A 20,529-nucleotide genomic window follows, 5' to 3' on the forward strand; every position below is an offset into this window, starting at 1 on the left:
GAGTTCCCAGAAGTTGGTTCTGCAGTAGCACAAGAAATCGCAGCGGCATTGTCCGGCGCGAAGTCTGTAGACGAAGCACTTGCAGCGTCACAAGCAGCGGCAGACGCAATCATGAAGGAAGCGGGTTACTACTAACCCCTTTTCTAAATGACTAGATCAGAAGGGCCCGGTGTAAACTGGGCTCTTCACCCCCACCCCCTAAAGTTGTTATTTTTGTTAGCTTGAATGCGGCACATCCCAAACGCTGCTCGCTATGCGAAAACCCGCTATACACAATCTTAATTTCAATTTTTGATTCTAACAGGTGACCCGAGCTATGGCCGATAGAACGCTCCCACGCATCCTTCAGACACCCGCTGTCTTGCTTTTGCTAATTTGGATGCTCGTACCGCTTTCCATGACGTTGTACTTTTCTTTCATCCGCTACGTGCTAAACAGTTCGATCCGGCCTGAATGGACGAAACCTGCACTGAGCAATTGGCGCGGTTTCGGCAATTACGAATACGTGTTGAACGCCAAGGATTTTTGGTTTGCGATCCAAAATTCGGTTTTTATCGTGGCCAGTATTTTGGTCCTTACCGTTGTGTTAGGTCTTGGTATTGCCGTGTTGGTCAACAAATCTTTCCCGGGACGTGGCATCGTACGCGTTTTGCTGATTTCCCCCTTCTTTGTGATGCCCGCGGTGAACGGTGTTCTATGGATCAATATGATCCTTGATCCGGTTCTGGGGCTTCAAGGCATCGCAGTTGGCGGTTTGAACATCTTAATCGACGGACTGCGCGATTTCCCTGTGTTGGGCTGGTTCTTTAACCTTTGGCCGCAGATTGAACCGATCTCGTTCCGTGCCACGCAAACCTCTGCATATGCGGTTATCATGATGGTGACGTGGCAATGGACTCCCTTTGCGGTCCTGATCTTCATGACATCCCTACAGTCCGAAGATGAAAGTCAGAAAGAAGCGGCAACACTGGACGGCGCAAGCCCATGGTCCCAGTTCATCAACCTCACAGTTCCGCACTTGGCCCGCCCAATCGCAATTGTGATCATGATCCAGTCAATCTTCCACCTCTCGCTTTATGCAGAGATCGAAATCGTCAGCCGCGGTAACGGAAACAAGAACCTTCCGTACCTGATTGGTGAATTCGCAAATAATAACATCGGTGCTGCTAGCGCCACAGGCATCTTCGCAGTCATCCTAGCCAACATCATCGCGATTTTCTTGCTTCGCATGGTTGGCAAAAGCTTGATGGATTAAGGGTAAGAACAATGGCAACTGTAGCACAACAATCCAAGCTAAGTTCAATTCTATGGCCCGTCGCTGCATGGTCCATCGGATTGATCTTCTTCTTCCCGATTTTCTGGTTGGTCTTTACCAGCCTCAAGACGGACCAAGACGCGGTTAACCCAGAGCACCTGTTCTTTTTCACGCCCACGTTGGATAACTACACCAACATGACGCAGAACTATGATTACTGGAAGTTTGCGATGAATTCCGTGATCACATCTGGTTTTGCGACGTTGTTTGCGTTGATCGTGGGTGTCCCCGCGGCCTACGCGATGGCCTTCGATCCTAGCCGTCATACCAAAGATATCCTGATGTGGATGCTTTCGACCAAAATGTTGCCAGCGGCGGCGGTTCTGTATCCGATGACCTTCCTGACCAAAAACACACTCGGCATCTTTGACACCCACTTTCTGGTGATCCTTGTCCTATGCTTGGTCAATCTGCCTATCGTGATTTGGATGCTGTTCACCTACTTCAAAGAGATCCCGAAAGAGATCATCGAAGCCGGTAAGATGGATGGCGTTAGCACATGGGGTGAAATCAAGGACATCCTGATCCCTCTCGCATGGGGTGGCATCGCATCCACAGCGCTTTTGACCTTCATCTTCTGCTGGAACGAAGCGTACTGGACTGTGCGTCTAACGACATTCAACGCCTCCACACTGTCCACCCTGATCGAGGGCAACCGTGCGCCAGAAGGTCTGTTCTTTGGACGCCTGTCAGCGGTATCTACCGCCGCGATTGCACCTATCGTTGTCCTTGGATGGTTCTGTCAGAAGCAGCTGGTTGCGGGCCTTACATTCGGAGCCGTTAAGTAATGTTAAACGCTGCACCAACAGATCTGACCGGCAAGGTTGCCTTGGTCACTGGTGCATCTGGTGGCATTGGCACCAGTGCGGTTGCACATTTTGCGGCCCTAGGAGCGACCGTCTATGCGACGGACATTGCTGACAGCTTTGAAGGCCCTGCGATCTATAAACGCTTTGATTTGCTTGAGGATGCAGATCTGAGCGCGCTTGGTGAATGGATTGCAGACATCAAGCCGGACATCCTGTTCAACAATGCCGCTCTGTTCGCAATGGGCAGCGTGTTGGAAAAGGGGGATTTGCCTCAGTTGGATCGCCTGTTTGGTGTCAATGTCCGCGCGTTTTACGCAGTACTCCAAGGGTGTGCGAAATCCATGGTTGCTCAGGGGCAGGGTGGATCCATCATTAACATGGCCTCGCAAGCGGGACATCGTGGCGAAGCTTTGGTTGCACATTATTGCGCCACAAAAGCCGCTGTCATTAGCTACACGCAGTCCAGCGCATTGGCGCTTGCGCCGCATAAAATTCGCGTCAACGCTATTAGCCCGGGCGTGATAGACACGCCGATGTGGAAAACTGTGGATGCACTTTTCGCAAAATTCGAAGACAAAGAAATTGGCCAGAAGAAACGCGAAGTCGGCGAGGCCGTTCCGTTGGGATATATGGGAACCCCAGATGACGTCGCCCGCGCCGCGGTTTTCCTTGCAAGCGAGCAATCATCTTATATGACCGCGCAGACCATCGGTGTCGATGGCGGCAACGTGCTTAGGTGATCTGATGTCAATTATCGCACCCGAAATCGAAATGGTTGATCGCAGCACGCGATCTATACGTTACCTTGAACACGGGTGGCCGACAGATTTATGCCGTTGGCATGCGCATGAAGAATACGAACTGCACTTGATCACAGCAACACGTGGCAAGGCGTTTGTGGGCGACTACATTGGCGATTTCAAAGCGGGTGATCTCTTTATGACGGGGCCAAATTTGCCCCACAATTGGATCACGGATCGCGCTTGGACTGAACCTGCGCCAACGCGCGATATGCTGGTTCAATTCAGCCACCAAAGTGTTGAAAAACTTGCCGATGGTTTTCCTGAATTTTCACAGGTTTTGCAATTGTTGATGCTCGCACAATCGGGCATCCATTTCGAGGGCTTCAACCCGACATTCGCGCGCGGTCACATGGAATCCATTCGCGATAATAAGGGGGCGGAACGCATTCTTGCGTTCGTACGTTTCCTTGTGCGTTTGAATGAGCATGCGGAAAAGAAGACGCTTTCTATAGCCAAGCTTATCCAACCGGAGGGTGGCAGCAAACAAGCGCGTATCGCCGAAGTTGTTGATCACATTGTCAAAGAATTCAGCGATGGCCTAACCGTTGGGCAAGCCGCCAAAATGGCGAACATGACCGAGATCACGTTTAGTCGCAATTTTCAGTCTGTCACAGGCCACAGTTTTGTGGAATTCCTGAACCGCATTCGCATTGGCGAAGCCTGTGGTATGCTCTATGCATCTGACGACCAGATCACCTCAATTTCGCAGATGGCTGGTTTCAAAAACCTTGCAAACTTTAATCGGCATTTCTTGAAAGTGAAGGGCATGACCCCTTCCGAATATCGCGATACAGCGCGCAAAGATCTCGCACCGCAATTGGAGACGACCTCATGAACAGTGCGACACTCACACCGATTTCAGCGTCAAAATATGACCGCTCGGCTTGCCAAATCGGCGTTGTTCATCTTGGATTTGGTGCCTTTCATCGCGCGCATCAGGCGGTGTATTTGGATGATTACATGGACGTTTCCGGCGATTTGCGTTGGGGCATTGCTGCCGTCAACTTGCGCGGGTCTGAATCTGGTCACTTCAACGAGGCCGACGCGGATATCGCGCGCCACGACGGTTATTTTCTTAAATCCTATTCCGCAGAGGGCGAAGTCGCGCTACGCCGCGTTCGCTCTCATGTGCACTTTGTCGACTGGGGCAGTGCCCAAGCTGATGCAGAAGCGCTTTTGTCCAAAACATCCGTGCATTTGGTCACAATCACCGTCACGGAAAGCGGCTATTATACCGATCCCAACGGCGATCTGAACGCAACTGATCCAACAATCGCTGCTGAAATTGCGGGAGACAAAGCCCAAAGTGTCTATGGCTACCTGCGCGCCGCCCTCACACAGCGCGTTGCCAACACGGGCGCACCATTGACCATCGCGTGCTGTGACAACATCCGCCAGAACGGCAAAATGCTGCGTCGCAATCTGCATGCCTACCTCACTGCATGCGGTGACGACACGCTCGCAACTTGGGTGGATGCAAATGTCGCTTTCCCCTGCTCTATGGTGGATCGCATCACACCGCGCAGCCCTGCGGAACTCGGTCCAGAACTCTCCGCGCTTATTGGCAGCGACGTCACTTCGCCCATCATGGCCGAGGATTTCATTCAATGGGTTCTCCAAGACAGCGCCACCGCCCCGATGCCAGATTTGGCGCAGTCGGGCGTCACCGTCACCAACGACGTTGATCCCTACGAGGAAACTAAAATCCGCGTCCTAAATGGTGGCCACACGGCGCTTGCCTACATGGCCGCTTTAGAGGGCGTTGAAACCTTCGATGCTGCAATGCGTGTCCCGCACTTGAACGAACACTTCCAGAATTTCGAAACCAACGAAGTCCTGCCCGCGATCACCATTGATCTGCCCTTTTCCAAAAAAGATTACCTTGCCGACATCGCACGTCGCTTTAGTAATCAGGCCATCGGCGACACAGTTGCACGCATTTGCGCAGACGGCATGGCGAAGTTTCCGATCTTTATCCGCCCGACCCTTGCAGGCTGCCTAGAGCAGGGCATCATGCCCATCTACGCAATCCGCAGCATCGCAAGCTGGTACGTCTTTTCGTGCCACGTCGCGGCTGGCAAAATCCCGTTTAAATATGTCGAACCCAGCTGGAACGACCTCGAGGCCCTTCTTGGCTCCGATGCGTTTTTGACCAATCGTCAGCTCTGGGGCGACCTTCCTGAAACATATCCCGAATTCGCCGCAACTCTTGGGCGTGAAATAAAAGAATTGGAGTCGAAATGGCTGGTCTGACACTACGCGACGTACGCAAAAGCTATGGTGACACGCAGGTTATGCACGGCGTGGACCTTGATATCGAAGATGGCGAATTTGTTGTCTTTGTTGGCCCATCGGGCTGCGGTAAATCCACATTGTTGCGCATGATTGCGGGTCTTGAAGAGATTTCAGACGGCACAGTCGCAATTGGCGACACGGTTGTGAACGACGTTGCTGCCTCCAAGCGCGGCGTTGCGATGGTGTTCCAATCCTACGCACTTTATCCGCACATGACTGTCTATAAGAACATGGCGTTTGGACTGAAGCAGGCTAAGACAGATCCAAAAGAAATCGAACGCCGCGTATCCGCAGCCGCAGAAATCCTTCAGATCACAGATTACTTAGATCGTAGCCCGCGCAATCTATCTGGTGGTCAGCGCCAGCGCGTTGCCATTGGTCGTGCGATTGTGCGCGATCCAGAGGTGTTTTTGTTCGACGAACCGCTCTCTAACCTTGATGCGGCTTTGCGTGTTCAAACACGTCTCGAAATCGCGCGCTTGCACCAGCGTTTGGCAACCACCATGGTCTACGTGACCCACGACCAAGTCGAAGCGATGACACTCGCTGACAAGATCGTGGTTCTGCGCGATGGCCGGATCGAACAGGTTGGCTCCCCTATTGAACTTTATGAACGCCCGACAAATGCATTTGTTGCGCAGTTCATTGGTAGCCCCAAGATGAATTTCTTCTCGACAGGTGATCTTGCCGAAAATGCAGGCAGATCCCTTGGCAAAGAACTTGCGGCCAACCATCAGGTCGGCCTACGGCCAGAGCACATGGTTCTCACCAATGCAGGTGACGCCGTTGTAGAGGGTCGTCTTGAGCTGGTTGAAAACCTTGGAGAATACGCGCTCGTGCATCTTGTGACAGCAACTGGCGTCGAATTTATTGCTAAGACTGAAAAGCCTCCAGCGGTTGATATGGGCAGCACAATTGGCTTCACAATCAAGCCAGAGCTGGCGCGTTATTTCGATGCTGAAAGCGGTTTGCGCGTGTGAAATAACACATGAAATTTGGCTGGCTTACATGTTTGATCCAGCCCAAAACATCCCTCAATCGACCTTCTTCCAAAACGCTAAGTGACGTTGATATTGTGAGCGAAGAAGCGAGATGAATTGATCGTGCGTGGGAAAGCCCATGTAATCCAAAATATCGGTATCAAGTGCAGCGCAGTCCGCAAGCGCATCCGCCGCATCGCCGTATCTGAAGGACTGTGCATGATCTAAAATGTGATCAATCCCCCCTCGCAAGACCAACATAGCAGCAAGCGGATGACGCAATCGAAGGGCTTCTACAGTATGTGCAGTGCGTGAGGGCGTATCGCTACCTATCTCGTCCGCACGCGCGCAGATGAGATGCGACGCTGTCAGTAAATCTGGCCAAAGCAGGCAAAATTGCAGAGCGCGGGCGGCATCTGGGTATTCCAATACATGCGCTTTGGCCTGATCTTCGGCCTCGACATCGTCAAAGTCAGGCAGACCTTTGAGGTAGTCGCGCAATTGATCAACATTCAGTGTTTCCAGAAAGCTGGACCAACGGTGTTCTTGCGCGTCTTCGTTCTGTCCCAGTTCCAATAAGCACGCGATATATGCGTCGTCCCATGCCACTTGTTCAGAGTAGCTGGCATCAGGGTGGACATCGCGTAACATCTCTAGTGCTTCGTGTGCACGGTTTTGTGAAAGCAAAAGCAGAGCGACCTCCGCCGCTATATTTTTACGCTGTAGGTCTTCGTCAGAATACTGGGCGATATACGCGGTAGTATCCCCTTGAAGGGCTGCGATTTCTTGCAGGCATTCTTTGACAAATTGGGCTTTACGCTGTGCTGCATAATCTGCGCCACCACGCAATTGGCGTAGAAATTGGATCGCTTCGTGGTCCGTTGAAACACCTTCGCTTGGAGCCTTTCCATACTCTTTGATGAGGTCGACTAAATGGGCCAAACCAGCGGGTCCAAGTGCGGGGGCAACAAGGGAAATTATTCCGTCCCATTCACCATGGCCGTTCTCTAAAATAGCACCCCAAACGCGATCGGCTAAATCACCAACATCAAGACGTGCGCGGGGTGCGATTTCAGAAAAATGTTGTTTGACTGTATGAAAAACCTCGCCGACATCGCCCTTGCTGTCGTCTACACGCCCATGAATTGACGGAGCCATTTCCAAGAATTGCCAAAGCAAATCGAACGCGATTGTCGGATCTGTAGGTGCGATCTTCTCCGTTATCATTGCGGCTTGCGTGTTGAGATCTTTGATGAGCGCCTTGCGTCTACGCCAGCCTACAAAACTGTTGGATTTTCGCAAAGATGCCAGTCGCTTGCGGACCTCATGGGCCAGTTCTTCTGCGCCAAGATGGTGGCTTAGTTCCAAACGCAACCGTCTTTTAATATCAGCGCTACCTGTACTGATTTCCATCAGCAAGTCTGCCAACTGCTCTGCACCCAGGGCTTCAAGATTTACGCGATTGAGAGTTTTTTTGGACATGTGCGTTACTTACATCTCGTGCGCTGGAAGGGAAGAGAGCTGGCAGCGCCGCGTTCTCTATTTGTAAGTCGCCCTGCGGTCGCCAAAATCGCGTACACGTTTGCGCCAAGCCTTATAGCTTCCAGTTTTCAAGGTGTCGCGCATCAGTGCTTTGACATGCTTTTCAGTGATCCCGTATTCGCGCTGAATGTCCTTAAAACTCACATGGTCAGAAAGCGCCATTTGGATTATGTCGCTGACGTGATCGGGGCGGAGTTCGTTGATTTTTATCATACTAAAGGACTTAGGTGCGTGAAGCCCCTTGGCAAGGTTATTTTGACTTACATGCGTCCGAACGTTCGAATTTTTGTGTTTAATTTACGCTAAACGATACTTGCCTGCGCTGTCATCAGTTCAATGCATACAGATCAAGAATAACGCGTGATTTTTCGCGGTGACCTTTGCCGACAAATAGCGTTTGGTTTACCCAAGCGTATCGCGCATCGCCTGTTTCCAGACGTGCGTGTGTGCGCATGTAGTAATCCTCAGCCGACACATCTTCGCCGCGCGCCATTGCCTGCATCACCTCCTGTGGACCATGACGAAAGCCGTAGTTGGTAATTTCGATCAATGCGCCATCATGGGTTTCAAATGCATATCGTGTGTCCAGTTCCGCGAGGCCATCCTTGAAAATGGTCTGCCAATCCGCCCCCAGGTTCAGGATTTTGCCTGATAGCAATTCACCGGTAACAGTGCCGCCAACGATAGGAATGATCCGACGTTGGCCTGCGCGCCCCGGACCCATTTCACGGATAGGATCAAGCTCAACCTCAAGACGACAGATAAGGTCAAGTGTGGGTGCCTTCATACTCATCGAAACGCGCGTGCGCTTTCGGGTAGCCAAAGTGCGATGTCGGGGATCAGGAAGACCATGATGATCAAGATGAACTGCGCGATCACGAAGGGGATAACGCCTTTGTAGATCGAGGATAGTTTTACGTCTGGCACCATACCTTTTATGACGAATACGTTCATTCCGATGGGGGGTGTGATCAGGCCAAGCTCTACGACCATGACAACGATGATACCGAACCAAACAGGGTCAAATCCAAGGTCTGCGATAATCGGAAAGAAGATTGGCACGGTCAGCAAGATCATTGCCAGCGCGTCCAGGAAGCAGCCCATGACCAAGTAGATGAGCAAAATGATTGCCATAACAGCCATTGGGTGCATGTCTAAGCCGGACACAAAGCCAGACAGCGCAGAGGCGATTCCAGAGAACACCATGAGATTGTTGAGCGTCAAAGCACCGATAAGAATGGTGAAGATCATCGCCGTGGTTTTCACTGTTTCCATCAACGCATCACGGGTGTTTGCCAATGTCATACGACGGCGCAGTGCCGAAATTGCGAACGCACCGACCGCGCCAATGCCTGCGGCTTCTGTAGGGGTGAAGACGCCAAAATAGATGCCACCAATAACAAGGCCAAACAAAAGTATGATCGCCCATGTGCGCCCAAGTGCTGCGAATTTTTCCTTAAGGGGGATTTTTTCCCCTGCGGGACCGCTCTCGGGGTTCAGGCGCGTGACAACTACGACGACCAACATGAAGCCAACGATGGTCAGGATGCCGGGCAGGAAGCCTGCAATGAAAAGATCACCAATCGAGGTCTCGGTGAGCACACCGTAGAGCACCAACACAACAGACGGCGGAATGAGAATGCCAATGATACCGCCAGCCGCGACTGATCCTGTGGCAAGGCTTTCGGAATATTTGTAGCGTTTCATTTCTGGTAGCGCGACTTTTGACATGGTCGCGGCTGTCGCAACAGATGATCCGCAGATTGCTGCGAATGCGCCGCATGCGCCGACGGTCGCAAGCGCCAAACCACCACGGAACGCGCCGAACCACGCGTTGAACGCACCGTAGAGTTCTTTGCTAAGTCCAGAACGCGCAGCGACAGCCCCCATCAGAACGAACAGGGGAATAATCGACAGATCATATGTAGCCGTGGTTTCATAAACCGTCGTGCCAAACAGCGACAAGGACGGGCCAACGCCAATGATCATCGACATGCCTACAAGGCCGCATAGGCCCATGGCAAAGCCAATTGGCACGGTCATGATGAGGAGGACGAAAAGGGCTAGGAAGCAGAGTATGCCAATTGTAATCGGGTCCATTAGACGTCCATATCTTTATCGAATTCTGGGGTCTTTTTATTAAGTCCCGGCATGAAAAGTTGGGCAATTGCGATCAGCGTTGCGATACCTGCTGCAATCGCCATAAGGACGACGACGGGCCAAACGGGCAGGAACAGAACATCGGTCGCCAGACCATCCCCCATGAATTTGATGCCGCGATCCCAAAGGCGCCATGAAATGAGGCCGATAAAGACAATGCCACAAAGGGCTGCGAAAGTGGCGAAGACCCTTTGCACGATTGTGGGAACCATGCTCTCGACAAGATCGACCGCGATGTGGCCGCGTTCTAACGTTGTGATTGCAAGGCCGAACAGGACCAGCAGGCCCATGCCAAGTTGGATCAGCTCAACCGCGTATGTAACGGGAGCGTTGAAAAAATAGCGCCCAACGACGTCTGCAAATGTTGTGAACATCACAAGCAACAAGATCAGGCTTGCGAATGCAGCCAGCACGTTGGAGATGCGTTTTAGGAAAGTTTCCAAGGGATGTCCTTCGAAAAAGGTGCGGCATCAAAGTCGCCTCTGATGCCGCATTTCTTTTAATTAGAGTATTTCGCGATTGTTGCTTTTAGATCTTTCAAAAGCGCTGCGCCATCGTGACCGGCTGCGTTGGCTTTTTCGATCCATGCGCCGTCCATGAAGGCGATCGCATCTGTCCAGCGTGCAAGCTCTGTACCCTCAAGCGTGTGGAAAACACCGCCTTGATCGACAGCTGCTTGGCGACCGATCGCGTCCGCATCATCCCACGCCGCACCGATAATTTTGGCACCGTTTATGCCACCAACATCTGCCAACACTTTCTTGTGCTCGTCTGACAGGCTGTCGTATTTTGCTGGGTTCATCATGACTGCGAAAGGTGTTGTGTACAGACCGCCCGGAATTTCGAGGTGGTAGTTCACCAGCTCGCCCAAACGGAAACCCGCGATGGCTTCGAAGGGGAACATTGCGCCGTCTGCAACGCCTTTTTGGATTGCTTCATAGGCTTTGGACGCTGGCATCGCGACGGGTGTCGCACCCAATGCTTCGGACATGCGCACGCCGCCGCCGCCAACACGCAACTTCACGCCCGCGAGGTCTTCTAGTGTTTTTACGGGTGTTTTTGTGTGAACAGCGCCGGGGCCATGCACGAACATAGTAATGATTTTAACGTCTTTGAATTCTGCGTCGAACCCTACGTTACGGTCATACCAATCATACGCCGCCTGTGAGCCGACTTCAGCACTTGGGGACAAGAACGGCAATTCAACACCGCGCAAAATTTCGAAAGGTCCGGGTGTATAGGCAACCACGTGGTAGGACATATCTGCCGCGCCGTCGCGTACGATGTCGTACTGGCCGGGTGGCTTTGCGATGGGGGCTGGGTCGATCTTAATCTTCAGCGTGCCGCCGGATGCTTCGTCAATGGCAGTAATCCATGCAGGCAGCGCAACTGCTGTGTGGTGGTGCTTTGGTGGTAACCAAGTGGCCATCCGCAGCGTAACTGTTTCTGCCATCGCTGCCGTTGCGGTCAGACCGAACGTCATCGCTGTCGCGACGAACCCTGCCTTGATTAGTGATCTACGTTTCATAATTTTCCTCCCAGAAATTTGTGAACCACAGCCAACACGATGTTGAACTGCTTAACAACTGTTAAACGCGTAATACTCTTTGTTGATTTACCCGCGCGTCAATCGAGATCGCCCACACGAAAAAGTATATGTGATTTCATATAAGCTGACTTGAAGAGTTTTGAGAACCCGTTTTTTTGCGCAGCCTACCTCGTGGCGTCCTGTTCTAAGGTCTTCATCAGCGCGCGCAGCATTGGTTTCAATTCTGCTGCGTCCAATTCTGTTCCGCCCATGTGTGAAAGTCGTTCCAGCAGCGCCTGTTCATGCGCCTGAGCTTGGGGAACCAATTGATTGGTCAATGCGCGACCCGCAGGTGTCAGAAACACGCGAACCCGCCTGCCGTCATCAGGATCGCTTTGACGGATCAATAACTCGCGTTCTTCCATTTGCACGATGATGCGGGTGAGGCGGGATTGTTCCACCAGTGCAATGCGTGCGAGTTGAGTAATCATCGCACCGTCGCGATCATGCAAGCACGCGAGCACGCGCCATTCGGGAACGCGCAAACCTTGGCTTCGGACTTTCGCATGAAATTGTGCGCTGGCACCATCGCTGGCCGCGGCAAGTAAAAAAAGCAGATAATCGGCGACGAACTTGGGGTCGCCGTCTGCAGTCAGCGGTGTTTTCATTTGTTTGCCCAGCCTTGCGACGCGTCAATAACATCTTGACCTAAAGTGTATGAAATTTCATATTCTTTCACAAAGGGAGACTCCCATGGGTAAAATTTCTGGTGTTGTGATCGAAGTCACACGATTAACTGATCGTATCAGCAGCTTGGTCGTTGCCGCAACCGATGGTGTTGCCTTGCCCACGTGGGAGGCTGGCGCGCATGTTGAGTTTGACCTTGCAGTTGGCGCGCGCGCTTACTCGTTGGTGTCATTTGATGCAGTGCTAAAGACGCCAACGTCTTATAGAATTGTCGTTCAACGCGAAGACAATGGCCAGGGCGGATCGCAAGCGATGCATGCTATGCAGGTCGGTGACCCGATCACGTTCAGCGCACCCAAGAATGATTTCGCCGTGATACCTGATGCGCCAGCGGTTCTGTTGGCGGGGGGCATCGGTGTAACGCCGTTGATTTCAATGGCCGTGGCTTTAGAACGTGCAGGACAAGAATTCAGGTTCCATTACTCGGGTCGCAGCGCGGATGTGATGGCCTATCCAGCAGAGCTTTCCAGTAATTGGGGTGACGCGTTTACCCTTCATTGCGACGGCGCAGAAACTGCGCTTGATCTGGATCGCGTGATGAGTTTTGTTGGGTCGGCGCATCTTTATGTTTGTGGTCCACGCGGCTTGCTTGATGCAGCACGTGCCAAAGCGGAAACCACGGGCATCCCGTCTGAGCGCGTGCATTTCGAACTGTTCGAGGCCGCGAGCACGCAAGGCGGTGACACGGCGTTTGAAGTGCAAATTAACGACGGGACCGTATACACAATTCCCATCGGGCAAAGCATCATTGACGTTCTTGAAGAAAACGACGTCGATGTCATGTATGATTGCCAACGCGGCGATTGTGGGATTTGTCAGTGTGACGTTCTTGAGGGCACGCCGGACCATCGCGATGTGGTCCTGAGCAAAGCCGAGCGAGACGCGGGCGATGTTATGCAGATATGTGTAAGCCGCGCGAAATCTGCGCGTTTGGTGTTGGATATTTAGGAGGCTGCTGATGGAACGTTACTCAGGAAATCCGAATGCGGCAGCCGCGCTGGTTGAACCGAACCAAGTTCACCGCGATGTTTACATCAACCAAGACGTCTACAAGCTTGAGATGCAGCATGTGTTTACCAACGCCTGGGTTTTTGTTGGCCACGAAAGCCAGACCGCTGCAAAAGGTGATTACTTTGCCACGCAAATAGGTGACCAGCCCGTCATTCAAGTGCGCCACAAAGCCGACGACATCCACGTTCTTTACAATCGTTGCCCGCACAAAGGCACCAAGATCGTCATTGATCGCCAAGGCAACACGGGCAAGTTTTTCCGCTGCCCTTACCATGCGTGGTCGTTCAAAACTGATGGCTGCCTTCTCGCGATCCCATTGAAGAAAGGGTACGAGGGCACGGATTTGGAAAAGACCGCCAGCGGTAAAGGGATGAAGGCTGTTGGTGCTGTCAAAAATCACCGGGGATTCATCTTTGCACGCCTCGCCGAAGAGGGGATTTCGTTCGAAGAGTTCTTTGGCGATAGCCTCAGTTCCATCGATAACATGGTGGATCGCTCGCCAGAGGGTCGCCTTGAAGTGGTCGGACCACCGCTGCGCTATATGCATCATTGCAACTGGAAAATGCTAGTCGAAAACCAGACTGACACGTGCCATCCGATGGTTGCGCACGAATCCAGCGCGGGTACTGCGATCAAGCTTTACGAAGAACTTGATCTGCCCGAAGGCGCGCCCAAACCGCCCGCCATGGAGATCATTGCCCCCTTCATGAGCCCCTATGAATTCTTCGAGGGCATGGGTATCCGCACGTGGCCCAATGGGCACGGCCATACAGGCGTGAACCATTCAATCCATTCCGATTACACCAAGATTGAGGGATATTTTGAAGCGATGAAAGCGGCGTACGGCGAAGAAAAGGCCAAAGCTATCCTAGATGAGAACCGCCACAACACGGTCTATTTCCCTAACATCATGGTCAAAGGCCCAATCCAGCAATTGCGCGTCTTCATCCCGCTTGCTGCTAATAGAACTGTCGTTGAAAGTTATATCTATCGTCTTGTCGGCGCACCTGATGAATTGACCGCGCGCACAGCAATGTACAATCGCATGATCAATGCACCTACTTCCATAGTCGGGCATGATGATCTTGAAATGTACGAACGCGCGCAAGAAGGACTGCAAAGCGACGGCATGGAATGGGTGAACATTCAGCGGCTTTTGGAAGAAGACGAGGACTTTACTGAAGAGGCCGTCCACAACGGCACAACCGAACGCCAAATGCGCAACCAGTTCAACGCGTGGGCCAAGTTCATGACCTATGAATTAGCGACGCAGGAGGCTGCGGAATGAGCGTATCCAAGGATCAGTTGATCGACTTCATCTACGAAGAAGTGCGTATGTTGGACGAGGGTCGCTATGCCGAATGGCTCGCGCTTTGGCTGCCAGATGGGCACTACTGGATGCCGCTGGATTACAAGCAAAGCGACCCGATAAACGAGACTTCGTTGCTGTATGAAGACCTATTCATGCTCAAGTTGCGTGTCGAACGCTTGAACGGCGCGCGCACGTTTAGCCAAAAACCCAAAAGCCGGTGCCATCATGTCATTCAACGTCCCTTTGTGGACGAAATGAAAGGGGATTGCTTTGTGACCAACACCTCAATGCACTACGTCGAAACGCGACTGGATGAACAGCAATTGCTCGCCCTGACGGCGCGCCATGAATTGGCATTGGTTGACGGGAATTTGCACATTGCGAACAAGCGCGTGGACATTCTTAATTGCGACGCAGCGTTCTGCAATATTCAGTTGCTTCCATGAGCGGACAAAGCGTTTTTGATACCTTCAATGAGAGTGCGGCGCGCTGGCCTGAACGGCCATTCCTAAACGTATTGCAAGAGACGGCAGATATTTACGAAATTGAGGCTGGCGAGATTTCGTATGCCGACGCCTTAGATACGGTCCAGAGCTACATCGCCCAAATCAAAGCTGTCGGATATATTAAAGGCCAGCGCGCCATGCTGTTGCTCGAAAACCGTCCCAGCTACTTCCTGTGGTGGCTTGCGTTCAACGCGTTGGGCATTTCAGTTGTGCCGGTGAACCCTGATCTGCGTATTGGCGAGATCGCTTATATGATTGGTCATGCGGAACCTGTTCTTGCTTTGACGATCCCCAGTCGCGCCCAAGAATTGCGTGATGCATCGGCTGAAGTTGGAATGGAAATGCCAGTCGTGTCCCTGGGCGAGCCGCTGCCAAATGCCCTGACAATGGCTGCGATTGCCGAACGTGTGGGCGATCCAGAAGCGGCACTTCTTTATACTTCTGGCACCACAGGGCAGCCCAAAGGGTGCATCTTGACCAATGAATATTTCACCGAAGCGGGGCGCTGGTATGGCACAGCTACGGGTGTTTGTGCCCTAAACACAGACGACGAACGCATGATCACGCCGTTACCGATCTTTCACATGAACGCGATGGCGTTTTCCTTCATGGCGATGGTTCGCGTTGGGGGCTGCTTGACCGCGCTGGATCGATTTCACCCGCGCACATGGTGGGCCAGTGTGCGCGATAGTCATGCGACGTGCCTGCACTATTTGGGGGTTATGCCGTCAATGTTGATGGGGGCAGACCCGAATGACAATGATCGTAGCCATTCAGTTCGTTTCGGTTTTGGCGCGGGCATTGACCCTAAACTTCATGCAGGTTTTGAAGAACGCTTCAACATCCCGCTTAGCGAAGGTTGGGCGATGACCGAAACAGGGGCAGGTGGCACGATCTGCGCCAATCGCGAGCCTCGCGTTATTGGAAAAAGCTCTATTGGTTCGCCCGATGAAACTGTCGAGGCGCGTTTGATAAATGACGCAGGCGAAGAATGCGATCATGGGGAATTGCTTGTGCGCGCGGCAGGTGCTGATCCGCGCAAAGGCTTCTTTGCAGGGTACTTCAAGAACGAAGCGGCGACGGTCGAGGTTTGGCATGACGGCTGGTTCCACACTGGCGATATCGTGCGGCGCGAAGCGGATGGCACCATGTATTTTGTGGACCGCAAAAAGAACGTGATCCGACGCTCTGGCGAAAATATTGCAGCGGTCGAGGTCGAGTCTATTCTGGCACGCCACCCCGATATCAAAAGCGTCGCCGTCACCGCCGTCCCTGATGCGATCAGAGGCGACGAAGTCTTCGCTTGCGTGGTTTCAAAAGATGCTGCTAACCTAGCTCTCGCTAGAGAAATCACCACGTGGTGCCTATCCCAAATTGCCTACTACAAAGCCCCAGGGTACATCGCTTTTGTCGAGAATTTACCCGTCACCGCGACGCAGAAACTACAGCGCGCAACGTTGAAAACCCTTGCTGCGAATTTGCTTGAGGATCCCAATACCATCGATACGCGCCACCTGAAAAAGCGAAGCACATCGTGAACCGCCTCCCTTATGACGGTGTTGTTTTGGTCGCGCCGGTTTCCGTGCCTTATGTGCGCTACACGAATGAAACGGCGCATTGGTGGATCGCGCGGGCGTTGCGGGAGGCATTGAAAATCATCGACATGATGCCTCAAGAATTGGACGGCCTATCGGTGTCCTGCTTCACCCTTGCACCTGATACGCCTGTCGGGTTGACGCAGCACTTGGGTATCTCTCCGCGTTGGCTAGACACAGTTCCGATGGGTGGTGCCAGCGGTGTGGCGGCCATGCGACGTGCCGCACGTGCGGTGCAATGTGGGGACGTGGATGTGGTCGCGTGTGTGGCGGGCGACACCAATCGCATCGACAGTTTTCGCAACTTACTATCTGCTTTTTCGCGTTTTTCGATGGATGCTACGTTTCCCTACGGGTTCGGTGGGCCCAACGCCAGTTTCGCACTGTTGCAGGACGCCTATACCCACACATACGGCGCAACCCGTGAGGATTTTGGCAAAATCGCAGTGTCCCAACGCGCCAACGCTTTGCACAACCCGCAAGCGATTATGAAAAAACCCCTGAGCCTTGAGCAATACATGGATGGGCGGATGATTTCCGATCCGATCAGCCTATTTGATTGTGTGATGCCCTGCGCAGGGTCCGAAGCTTTCATCATGATGCGCGAAGATATGGCTGTGGCCAAGGGCCTTCCTTTTGCACGGATCAGCGCGACGATTGAGCGAACAAATGCGTTTCCAGATGATCCTATTCAATTGCGTGGTGGTTGGGCTGTGGACATTGACGAGTTGTGGAATATGGCGGGGTACGGTCCCAAAGACATCGACGTATTGCAAACCTATGATGACTACCCAGTTATCTGCATGATGCAATTCGAGGACCTTGGATTTTGCTCCAAAGGTGAAGGGCCAGAGTTCGTGCGCAAACACGACCTGACCATCGGCGGTGACTTTCCGCATAATACATCAGGTGGCCAACTGTCCGTTGGACAGGCCGGTGCCGCGGGTGGATATCTAGGATTGGTCGAAGCGATCCGCCAAGTCACAGGAACCGCAGGACCAACGCAGGTGATTGGCGCAAAGCGCGCGGCTGTGTCGGGATTTGGGGTGATCAATTATGATCGTGGGCTCTGCTCTGCGGCGGCTGTGATTGAGGGTGGCAACAGATGACAACACCCTTGGTGCCACCCTCCAAAAAAGATCCGCAGAAACGCACACAAGTTCCCGTTCTGCCACCAATGACGCGCAGTCGCGCGGCGCTCGGCCTTGGCGTCATGGCTTTACAGGGGCGTTTCGGCCTGCAGGTCTGCGCAGACTGCCAAGCCCTCCAATATCCACCGCGTGATGCCTGTGTGAAATGCATGTCACCTGATTTGTCTTGGCAAGACGTGGATCCAAGCGGCACGGTCATGGCCGAAACTACGATCCGCGTTTCGCCTGAACCTTATTTTCGCGAACGGATGCCATGGCGTATGGGGGCGGTACACCTACATGCGGGGCCATCGCTGAATTGCCATCTGCACGGCGAAGTTGGGCGCGGTGACAAGGTGCGCATGGCGCTGAAACTTGATAGAGCGGGGCAGGGCGTGTTGATCGCTTTGCCGCTGAAAGGAAGTGATGTGATGCAAGATGATCCTGTGCTGCGGGCGATGTCGTCTGATCCAAAACACCGCCGCATTCTTATCAGTGATGCGCGTTCCCCTATGGCATTGGCGTTGACGCAAGCGCTGTTGAGAGCGGGGGCCGCGCATGTGTTTTTGGGCGAGCCTGAGACATGGCTTAGTTGGCCTGAACGCGCAGAATTTGAGGGATTAGACAACGTTTCGATCCTTCCGCTGGATGTTACAGATGTGTCTTCAGTCGCAAAGCTTGCCGCAGAGATTGGCGGCAAGGTCGATATCCTGATCAACACCGCCAGCTACGCGCGCCCTGGTGGGATCTTGGACACTGACACGACCTTCGCAGGCAACAGTTTCGAGGTGAACGCGCTAGGTCTTATGCGCTTGGCGCAAGGCTTTGGTCCCGCCATGGCAGGGCGCGTGCAGGACGGGATTAATTCGGCGGTGGCTTTTGTGAATATCCTCTCTGTGCGTGCGCTTTCGTCCGATGCCAACTACGGGGCGTTTGGCGCGTCCCAAGCGGCGGCGCGATCCATTTCCCAAAGCCTGCGGGCAGAATTTTGCAGCAGTGGCCTGCGCATGATGAACGTCTATATTGGTCCCGTTGAAGGGGATGCATGGTTCCAGCCTTTGCCCCCGCCCAAAGTGACGCCAAACGCGGTCGCGCGGTCTGTCGTTGGGGGCTTGGTTGATGGCTTGGAGGAGGTCACTTGCGGCGACATCGCACGTGATGTTTACGCGCGCTGGCAGACCGATCCGCTGCTTTTGGAACGCGAAATGACGGGGGGCGGATCATGAGCGATCTTATTGCCAATGTGACGGATGCCTTGATGAGCGGACAGGCCCGTATCGTCGATCTAACACACACGCTCGACCCTGACTTCCCTGTCATCATCCTGCCGCCAGAGTTCGGCCAATGTGCCCGCTTTCGTATGGAAGAAGTCAGCGCCTATGATCATCGCGGCCCCGCGTGGAAGTGGCACAAATTGACAATGAACGAACACACAGGAACGCATTTTGATGCGCCCAGCCATTGGGTGTCAGGCAAGGATGTGCCTAACGGGGATGTGGACGAGATTGATCCAAGCGTGTTCGTTGGCCCTGTCGTAGTGATCGATTGCTCACAAGGTGCGGCGCAGGACGATGACTATGAGTTGACGCCAGAAGTGATCCTTGCTTGGGAGGCCGAGCATGGCATGATCCCTGCAGACAACTGGGTGCTGATGCGCACGGATTGGTCCAAGCGCAGTGGTGCAGAATATCTGAACATGGCAGAAGATGGACCCCATTCGCCGGGTCCAACGCCCGATGCGGTGCGACTGTTGTTGGAGCGCGATATTCGTGGATTTGGCACGGAAACAGTTGGCACAGATGCGGGCCAAGGATCGCACTACGTTCCCCCATACCCTGCGCACTACTTGCTGCACGGGGCTGGGAAGTTTGGTCTGCAATGCCTGCGCAGTCTCGACGCGCTCCCACCCACAGGCGCATTGTTGATTGCGCCACCCCTAAAGATCAAAGGCGGCACAGGCAGCCCACTGCGCGTGCTTGCGTTGGTGACGTCATGAGCAAATATACGGCTTTGATAACTGGCGCCAGCAAAGGGATTGGTGCCGATCTTGGGCAGCGTTTGATCGCGAAAGGCTATGACGTTGTGTCCCTATCACGCGGTGCGCCCGAATGGTCGGATGCGAAATTGGACCATGTAGAGGTTGATCTGCTTGATGGGGCCGCAACCGAACGCGCCGCTGCAGAAATCGCTGCGCAGCACGAGATCACACATCTGGTTCACAATGCAGGCATCATCTGGCCTAATCTGGTGGAAGAGGTCAGCGCGAGCGATCTGACAGGACTTACCCAAATCCATCTCGGCGCACCGCTGATCCTGCTCCAAGCATTTCTGCCGTCGATGAAAGTGAATAATTTTGGCCGCGTTATGTTCAACGGCTCGCGTGCTGCTTTGGGCGTGCCCACGCGCACGGCGTATTCGGCAACCAAGGCCGGCATCATTGGCATGGCGCGCACCTGGGCTCTGGAACTGGCCCCCCATGGCATTACTGTGAACGTCGTCTCGCCCGGACCAGTGCAAACGGATAACTTTTGGGACATCATCCCTAAAGGCAGCGAACGTGAGGCCGATCTGGCCAAGCGCATTCCCGTTGGGCGTCTAGGAACAACGCAGGATATTTCAAATGCGTTCCTGTTTTTCTGCGATCCCGACAACAGCTTTGTGACGGGTCAAAACCTTTATGTGTGTGGCGGGGGCAGCGTCGGGGCGATGTCGCTTTAAGGAACTCAGATCAGACTATCGGTTTGAAAATCCTCGTGTCGGTGGTTCGATTCCGCCCTCGGGCACCATTTAAGTCAA

General features: G+C 53.3%; 21 protein-coding genes. 14 read left to right on the forward strand and 7 right to left on the reverse strand.

Translation table 11 applies throughout. From position 1 onward, the window contains the following. Positions 1 to 316 precede the first annotated feature (316 nt). From QZ279_RS11530 to ugpC, 6 genes are read left to right on the forward strand one after another with little or no spacing between them, the layout of a single operon-like run. The gene (locus QZ279_RS11530; RefSeq protein ID WP_293450981.1) at positions 317 to 1,255 is read left to right on the forward strand and encodes a sugar ABC transporter permease; all 939 of its coding nucleotides are present in this window, start codon (positions 317 to 319) and stop codon (positions 1,253 to 1,255) included. A gap of 11 nt (positions 1,256 to 1,266) precedes the next feature. Further along, on the forward strand, positions 1,267 to 2,103 hold the full coding sequence (locus QZ279_RS11535) for a carbohydrate ABC transporter permease (protein WP_293450983.1): 837 nt from the start codon (positions 1,267 to 1,269) through the stop codon (positions 2,101 to 2,103). Then, positions 2,103 to 2,864, forward strand: a complete 762-nt coding sequence (locus QZ279_RS11540; RefSeq protein ID WP_293450985.1) for an SDR family oxidoreductase — start codon at positions 2,103 to 2,105, stop codon at positions 2,862 to 2,864. Before QZ279_RS11535 ends, QZ279_RS11540 begins: the two co-directional genes overlap by 1 nt. Positions 2,865 to 2,868: 4 nt before the next feature. Then, a complete protein-coding gene (locus QZ279_RS11545; protein ID WP_293450987.1) occupies positions 2,869 to 3,762 on the forward strand; it encodes an AraC family transcriptional regulator in 894 nt (297 codons plus the stop codon). Then, positions 3,759 to 5,180, forward strand: a complete 1,422-nt coding sequence (locus QZ279_RS11550; RefSeq protein ID WP_293450989.1) for a mannitol dehydrogenase family protein — start codon at positions 3,759 to 3,761, stop codon at positions 5,178 to 5,180. Before QZ279_RS11545 ends, QZ279_RS11550 begins: the two co-directional genes overlap by 4 nt. Next, positions 5,168 to 6,202, forward strand: coding sequence for a sn-glycerol-3-phosphate ABC transporter ATP-binding protein UgpC (gene ugpC, locus QZ279_RS11555; protein WP_293450991.1), 1,035 nt, complete (start codon positions 5,168 to 5,170; stop codon positions 6,200 to 6,202). Before QZ279_RS11550 ends, ugpC begins: the two co-directional genes overlap by 13 nt. Before the next feature lie 54 nt (positions 6,203 to 6,256). Here the strand turns inward: ugpC and QZ279_RS11560 are convergent, their stop codons facing one another. The 7 genes from QZ279_RS11560 to QZ279_RS11590 all read right to left on the reverse strand — a co-directional run bounded on the left by QZ279_RS11560 (position 6,257) and on the right by QZ279_RS11590 (position 12,100). Then, positions 6,257 to 7,684, reverse strand: coding sequence for a DUF6880 family protein (locus QZ279_RS11560; RefSeq protein ID WP_293450993.1), 1,428 nt, complete (start codon positions 7,682 to 7,684; stop codon positions 6,257 to 6,259). Between the two features lie 57 nt (positions 7,685 to 7,741). After that, positions 7,742 to 7,957, reverse strand: a complete 216-nt coding sequence (locus QZ279_RS11565) for a DUF2805 domain-containing protein (protein WP_293450995.1) — start codon at positions 7,955 to 7,957, stop codon at positions 7,742 to 7,744. Positions 7,958 to 8,072: 115 nt separating this feature from the next. Then, the gene (locus QZ279_RS11570; protein WP_293450997.1) at positions 8,073 to 8,531 is read right to left on the reverse strand and encodes a DUF3237 domain-containing protein; all 459 of its coding nucleotides are present in this window, start codon (positions 8,529 to 8,531) and stop codon (positions 8,073 to 8,075) included. A 2-nt stretch (positions 8,532 to 8,533) separates the two neighbouring features. Then, entirely contained in the window at positions 8,534 to 9,844 is a 1,311-nt protein-coding gene (locus QZ279_RS11575; protein WP_293450999.1) for a TRAP transporter large permease, read from the reverse strand. Beyond that, the gene (locus QZ279_RS11580) at positions 9,844 to 10,347 is read right to left on the reverse strand and encodes a TRAP transporter small permease (RefSeq protein ID WP_293451001.1); all 504 of its coding nucleotides are present in this window, start codon (positions 10,345 to 10,347) and stop codon (positions 9,844 to 9,846) included. Before QZ279_RS11580 ends, QZ279_RS11575 begins: the two co-directional genes overlap by 1 nt. A 56-nt stretch (positions 10,348 to 10,403) precedes the next feature. After that, positions 10,404 to 11,432 carry a TRAP transporter substrate-binding protein gene (locus tag QZ279_RS11585; RefSeq protein ID WP_293451003.1) on the reverse strand — a complete coding sequence of 343 codons (1,029 nt, stop codon included), beginning with the start codon at positions 11,430 to 11,432 and terminating at the stop codon, positions 10,404 to 10,406. Positions 11,433 to 11,617: 185 nt separating this feature from the next. After that, positions 11,618 to 12,100 carry a MarR family transcriptional regulator gene (locus tag QZ279_RS11590; RefSeq protein WP_293451005.1) on the reverse strand — a complete coding sequence of 161 codons (483 nt, stop codon included), beginning with the start codon at positions 12,098 to 12,100 and terminating at the stop codon, positions 11,618 to 11,620. An 85-nt stretch (positions 12,101 to 12,185) separates the two neighbouring features. Here QZ279_RS11590 and QZ279_RS11595 point away from each other — a divergent pair, with 85 nt between their 5' ends. The 8 genes from QZ279_RS11595 to QZ279_RS11630 are packed head-to-tail and all read left to right on the forward strand — an operon-like array spanning position 12,186 to position 20,451. Next, entirely contained in the window at positions 12,186 to 13,127 is a 942-nt protein-coding gene (locus QZ279_RS11595) for a PDR/VanB family oxidoreductase (RefSeq protein ID WP_293451007.1), read from the forward strand. A 10-nt stretch (positions 13,128 to 13,137) separates the two neighbouring features. Beyond that, positions 13,138 to 14,478, forward strand: coding sequence for an aromatic ring-hydroxylating dioxygenase subunit alpha (locus QZ279_RS11600; protein ID WP_293451009.1), 1,341 nt, complete (start codon positions 13,138 to 13,140; stop codon positions 14,476 to 14,478). Next, positions 14,475 to 14,948 (forward strand): aromatic-ring-hydroxylating dioxygenase subunit beta, encoded by a 474-nt coding sequence (locus QZ279_RS11605; RefSeq protein WP_293451011.1) that lies wholly within the window; start codon positions 14,475 to 14,477, stop codon positions 14,946 to 14,948. The genes QZ279_RS11600 and QZ279_RS11605 overlap by 4 nt, the downstream gene beginning before the upstream one ends. Continuing rightward, entirely contained in the window at positions 14,945 to 16,546 is a 1,602-nt protein-coding gene (locus QZ279_RS11610) for an AMP-binding protein (RefSeq protein ID WP_293451013.1), read from the forward strand. The genes QZ279_RS11605 and QZ279_RS11610 overlap by 4 nt, the downstream gene beginning before the upstream one ends. After that, complete coding sequence (locus tag QZ279_RS11615) at positions 16,543 to 17,712, forward strand: thiolase family protein (RefSeq protein ID WP_293451015.1); 1,170 nt, start codon at positions 16,543 to 16,545, stop codon at positions 17,710 to 17,712. Before QZ279_RS11610 ends, QZ279_RS11615 begins: the two co-directional genes overlap by 4 nt. Continuing rightward, positions 17,709 to 18,959: an SDR family NAD(P)-dependent oxidoreductase gene (locus QZ279_RS11620; RefSeq protein WP_293451017.1), complete on the forward strand. Its 1,251-nt coding sequence runs from the start codon at positions 17,709 to 17,711 to the stop codon at positions 18,957 to 18,959. The genes QZ279_RS11615 and QZ279_RS11620 overlap by 4 nt, the downstream gene beginning before the upstream one ends. Beyond that, a complete protein-coding gene (locus QZ279_RS11625; RefSeq protein WP_293451019.1) occupies positions 18,956 to 19,729 on the forward strand; it encodes a cyclase family protein in 774 nt (257 codons plus the stop codon). Before QZ279_RS11620 ends, QZ279_RS11625 begins: the two co-directional genes overlap by 4 nt. Continuing rightward, complete coding sequence (locus QZ279_RS11630; protein ID WP_293451021.1) at positions 19,726 to 20,451, forward strand: SDR family oxidoreductase; 726 nt, start codon at positions 19,726 to 19,728, stop codon at positions 20,449 to 20,451. The genes QZ279_RS11625 and QZ279_RS11630 overlap by 4 nt, the downstream gene beginning before the upstream one ends. Positions 20,452 to 20,529: the final 78 nt, after the last annotated feature.

Source organism: Planktotalea sp., assembly GCF_018607965.1.
Lineage (GTDB): Bacteria > Pseudomonadota > Alphaproteobacteria > Rhodobacterales > Rhodobacteraceae > Planktotalea.

What these genes read in the sequence shown, in the direction of transcription:
- QZ279_RS11530 (WP_293450981.1), top strand. Translation starts at nt 317, where the DNA reads ATGGCCGATAGAACGCTCCCACGCATCCTTCAGACACCCGCTGTCTTG.
- QZ279_RS11535 (WP_293450983.1), top strand. Translation starts at nt 1,267, where the DNA reads ATGGCAACTGTAGCACAACAATCCAAGCTAAGTTCAATTCTATGGCCC.
- QZ279_RS11540 (WP_293450985.1), top strand. Translation starts at nt 2,103, where the DNA reads ATGTTAAACGCTGCACCAACAGATCTGACCGGCAAGGTTGCCTTGGTC.
- QZ279_RS11545 (WP_293450987.1), top strand. Translation starts at nt 2,869, where the DNA reads ATGTCAATTATCGCACCCGAAATCGAAATGGTTGATCGCAGCACGCGA.
- QZ279_RS11550 (WP_293450989.1), top strand. Translation starts at nt 3,759, where the DNA reads ATGAACAGTGCGACACTCACACCGATTTCAGCGTCAAAATATGACCGC.
- ugpC (WP_293450991.1), top strand. Translation starts at nt 5,168, where the DNA reads ATGGCTGGTCTGACACTACGCGACGTACGCAAAAGCTATGGTGACACG.
- QZ279_RS11560 (WP_293450993.1), bottom strand. Translation starts at nt 7,684, where the DNA reads ATGTCCAAAAAAACTCTCAATCGCGTAAATCTTGAAGCCCTGGGTGCA.
- QZ279_RS11565 (WP_293450995.1), bottom strand. Translation starts at nt 7,957, where the DNA reads ATGATAAAAATCAACGAACTCCGCCCCGATCACGTCAGCGACATAATC.
- QZ279_RS11570 (WP_293450997.1), bottom strand. Translation starts at nt 8,531, where the DNA reads ATGAAGGCACCCACACTTGACCTTATCTGTCGTCTTGAGGTTGAGCTT.
- QZ279_RS11575 (WP_293450999.1), bottom strand. Translation starts at nt 9,844, where the DNA reads ATGGACCCGATTACAATTGGCATACTCTGCTTCCTAGCCCTTTTCGTC.
- QZ279_RS11585 (WP_293451003.1), bottom strand. Translation starts at nt 11,432, where the DNA reads ATGAAACGTAGATCACTAATCAAGGCAGGGTTCGTCGCGACAGCGATG.
- QZ279_RS11590 (WP_293451005.1), bottom strand. Translation starts at nt 12,100, where the DNA reads ATGAAAACACCGCTGACTGCAGACGGCGACCCCAAGTTCGTCGCCGAT.
- QZ279_RS11595 (WP_293451007.1), top strand. Translation starts at nt 12,186, where the DNA reads ATGGGTAAAATTTCTGGTGTTGTGATCGAAGTCACACGATTAACTGAT.
- QZ279_RS11600 (WP_293451009.1), top strand. Translation starts at nt 13,138, where the DNA reads ATGGAACGTTACTCAGGAAATCCGAATGCGGCAGCCGCGCTGGTTGAA.
- QZ279_RS11605 (WP_293451011.1), top strand. Translation starts at nt 14,475, where the DNA reads ATGAGCGTATCCAAGGATCAGTTGATCGACTTCATCTACGAAGAAGTG.
- QZ279_RS11610 (WP_293451013.1), top strand. Translation starts at nt 14,945, where the DNA reads ATGAGCGGACAAAGCGTTTTTGATACCTTCAATGAGAGTGCGGCGCGC.
- QZ279_RS11620 (WP_293451017.1), top strand. Translation starts at nt 17,709, where the DNA reads ATGACAACACCCTTGGTGCCACCCTCCAAAAAAGATCCGCAGAAACGC.
- QZ279_RS11625 (WP_293451019.1), top strand. Translation starts at nt 18,956, where the DNA reads ATGAGCGATCTTATTGCCAATGTGACGGATGCCTTGATGAGCGGACAG.
- QZ279_RS11630 (WP_293451021.1), top strand. Translation starts at nt 19,726, where the DNA reads ATGAGCAAATATACGGCTTTGATAACTGGCGCCAGCAAAGGGATTGGT.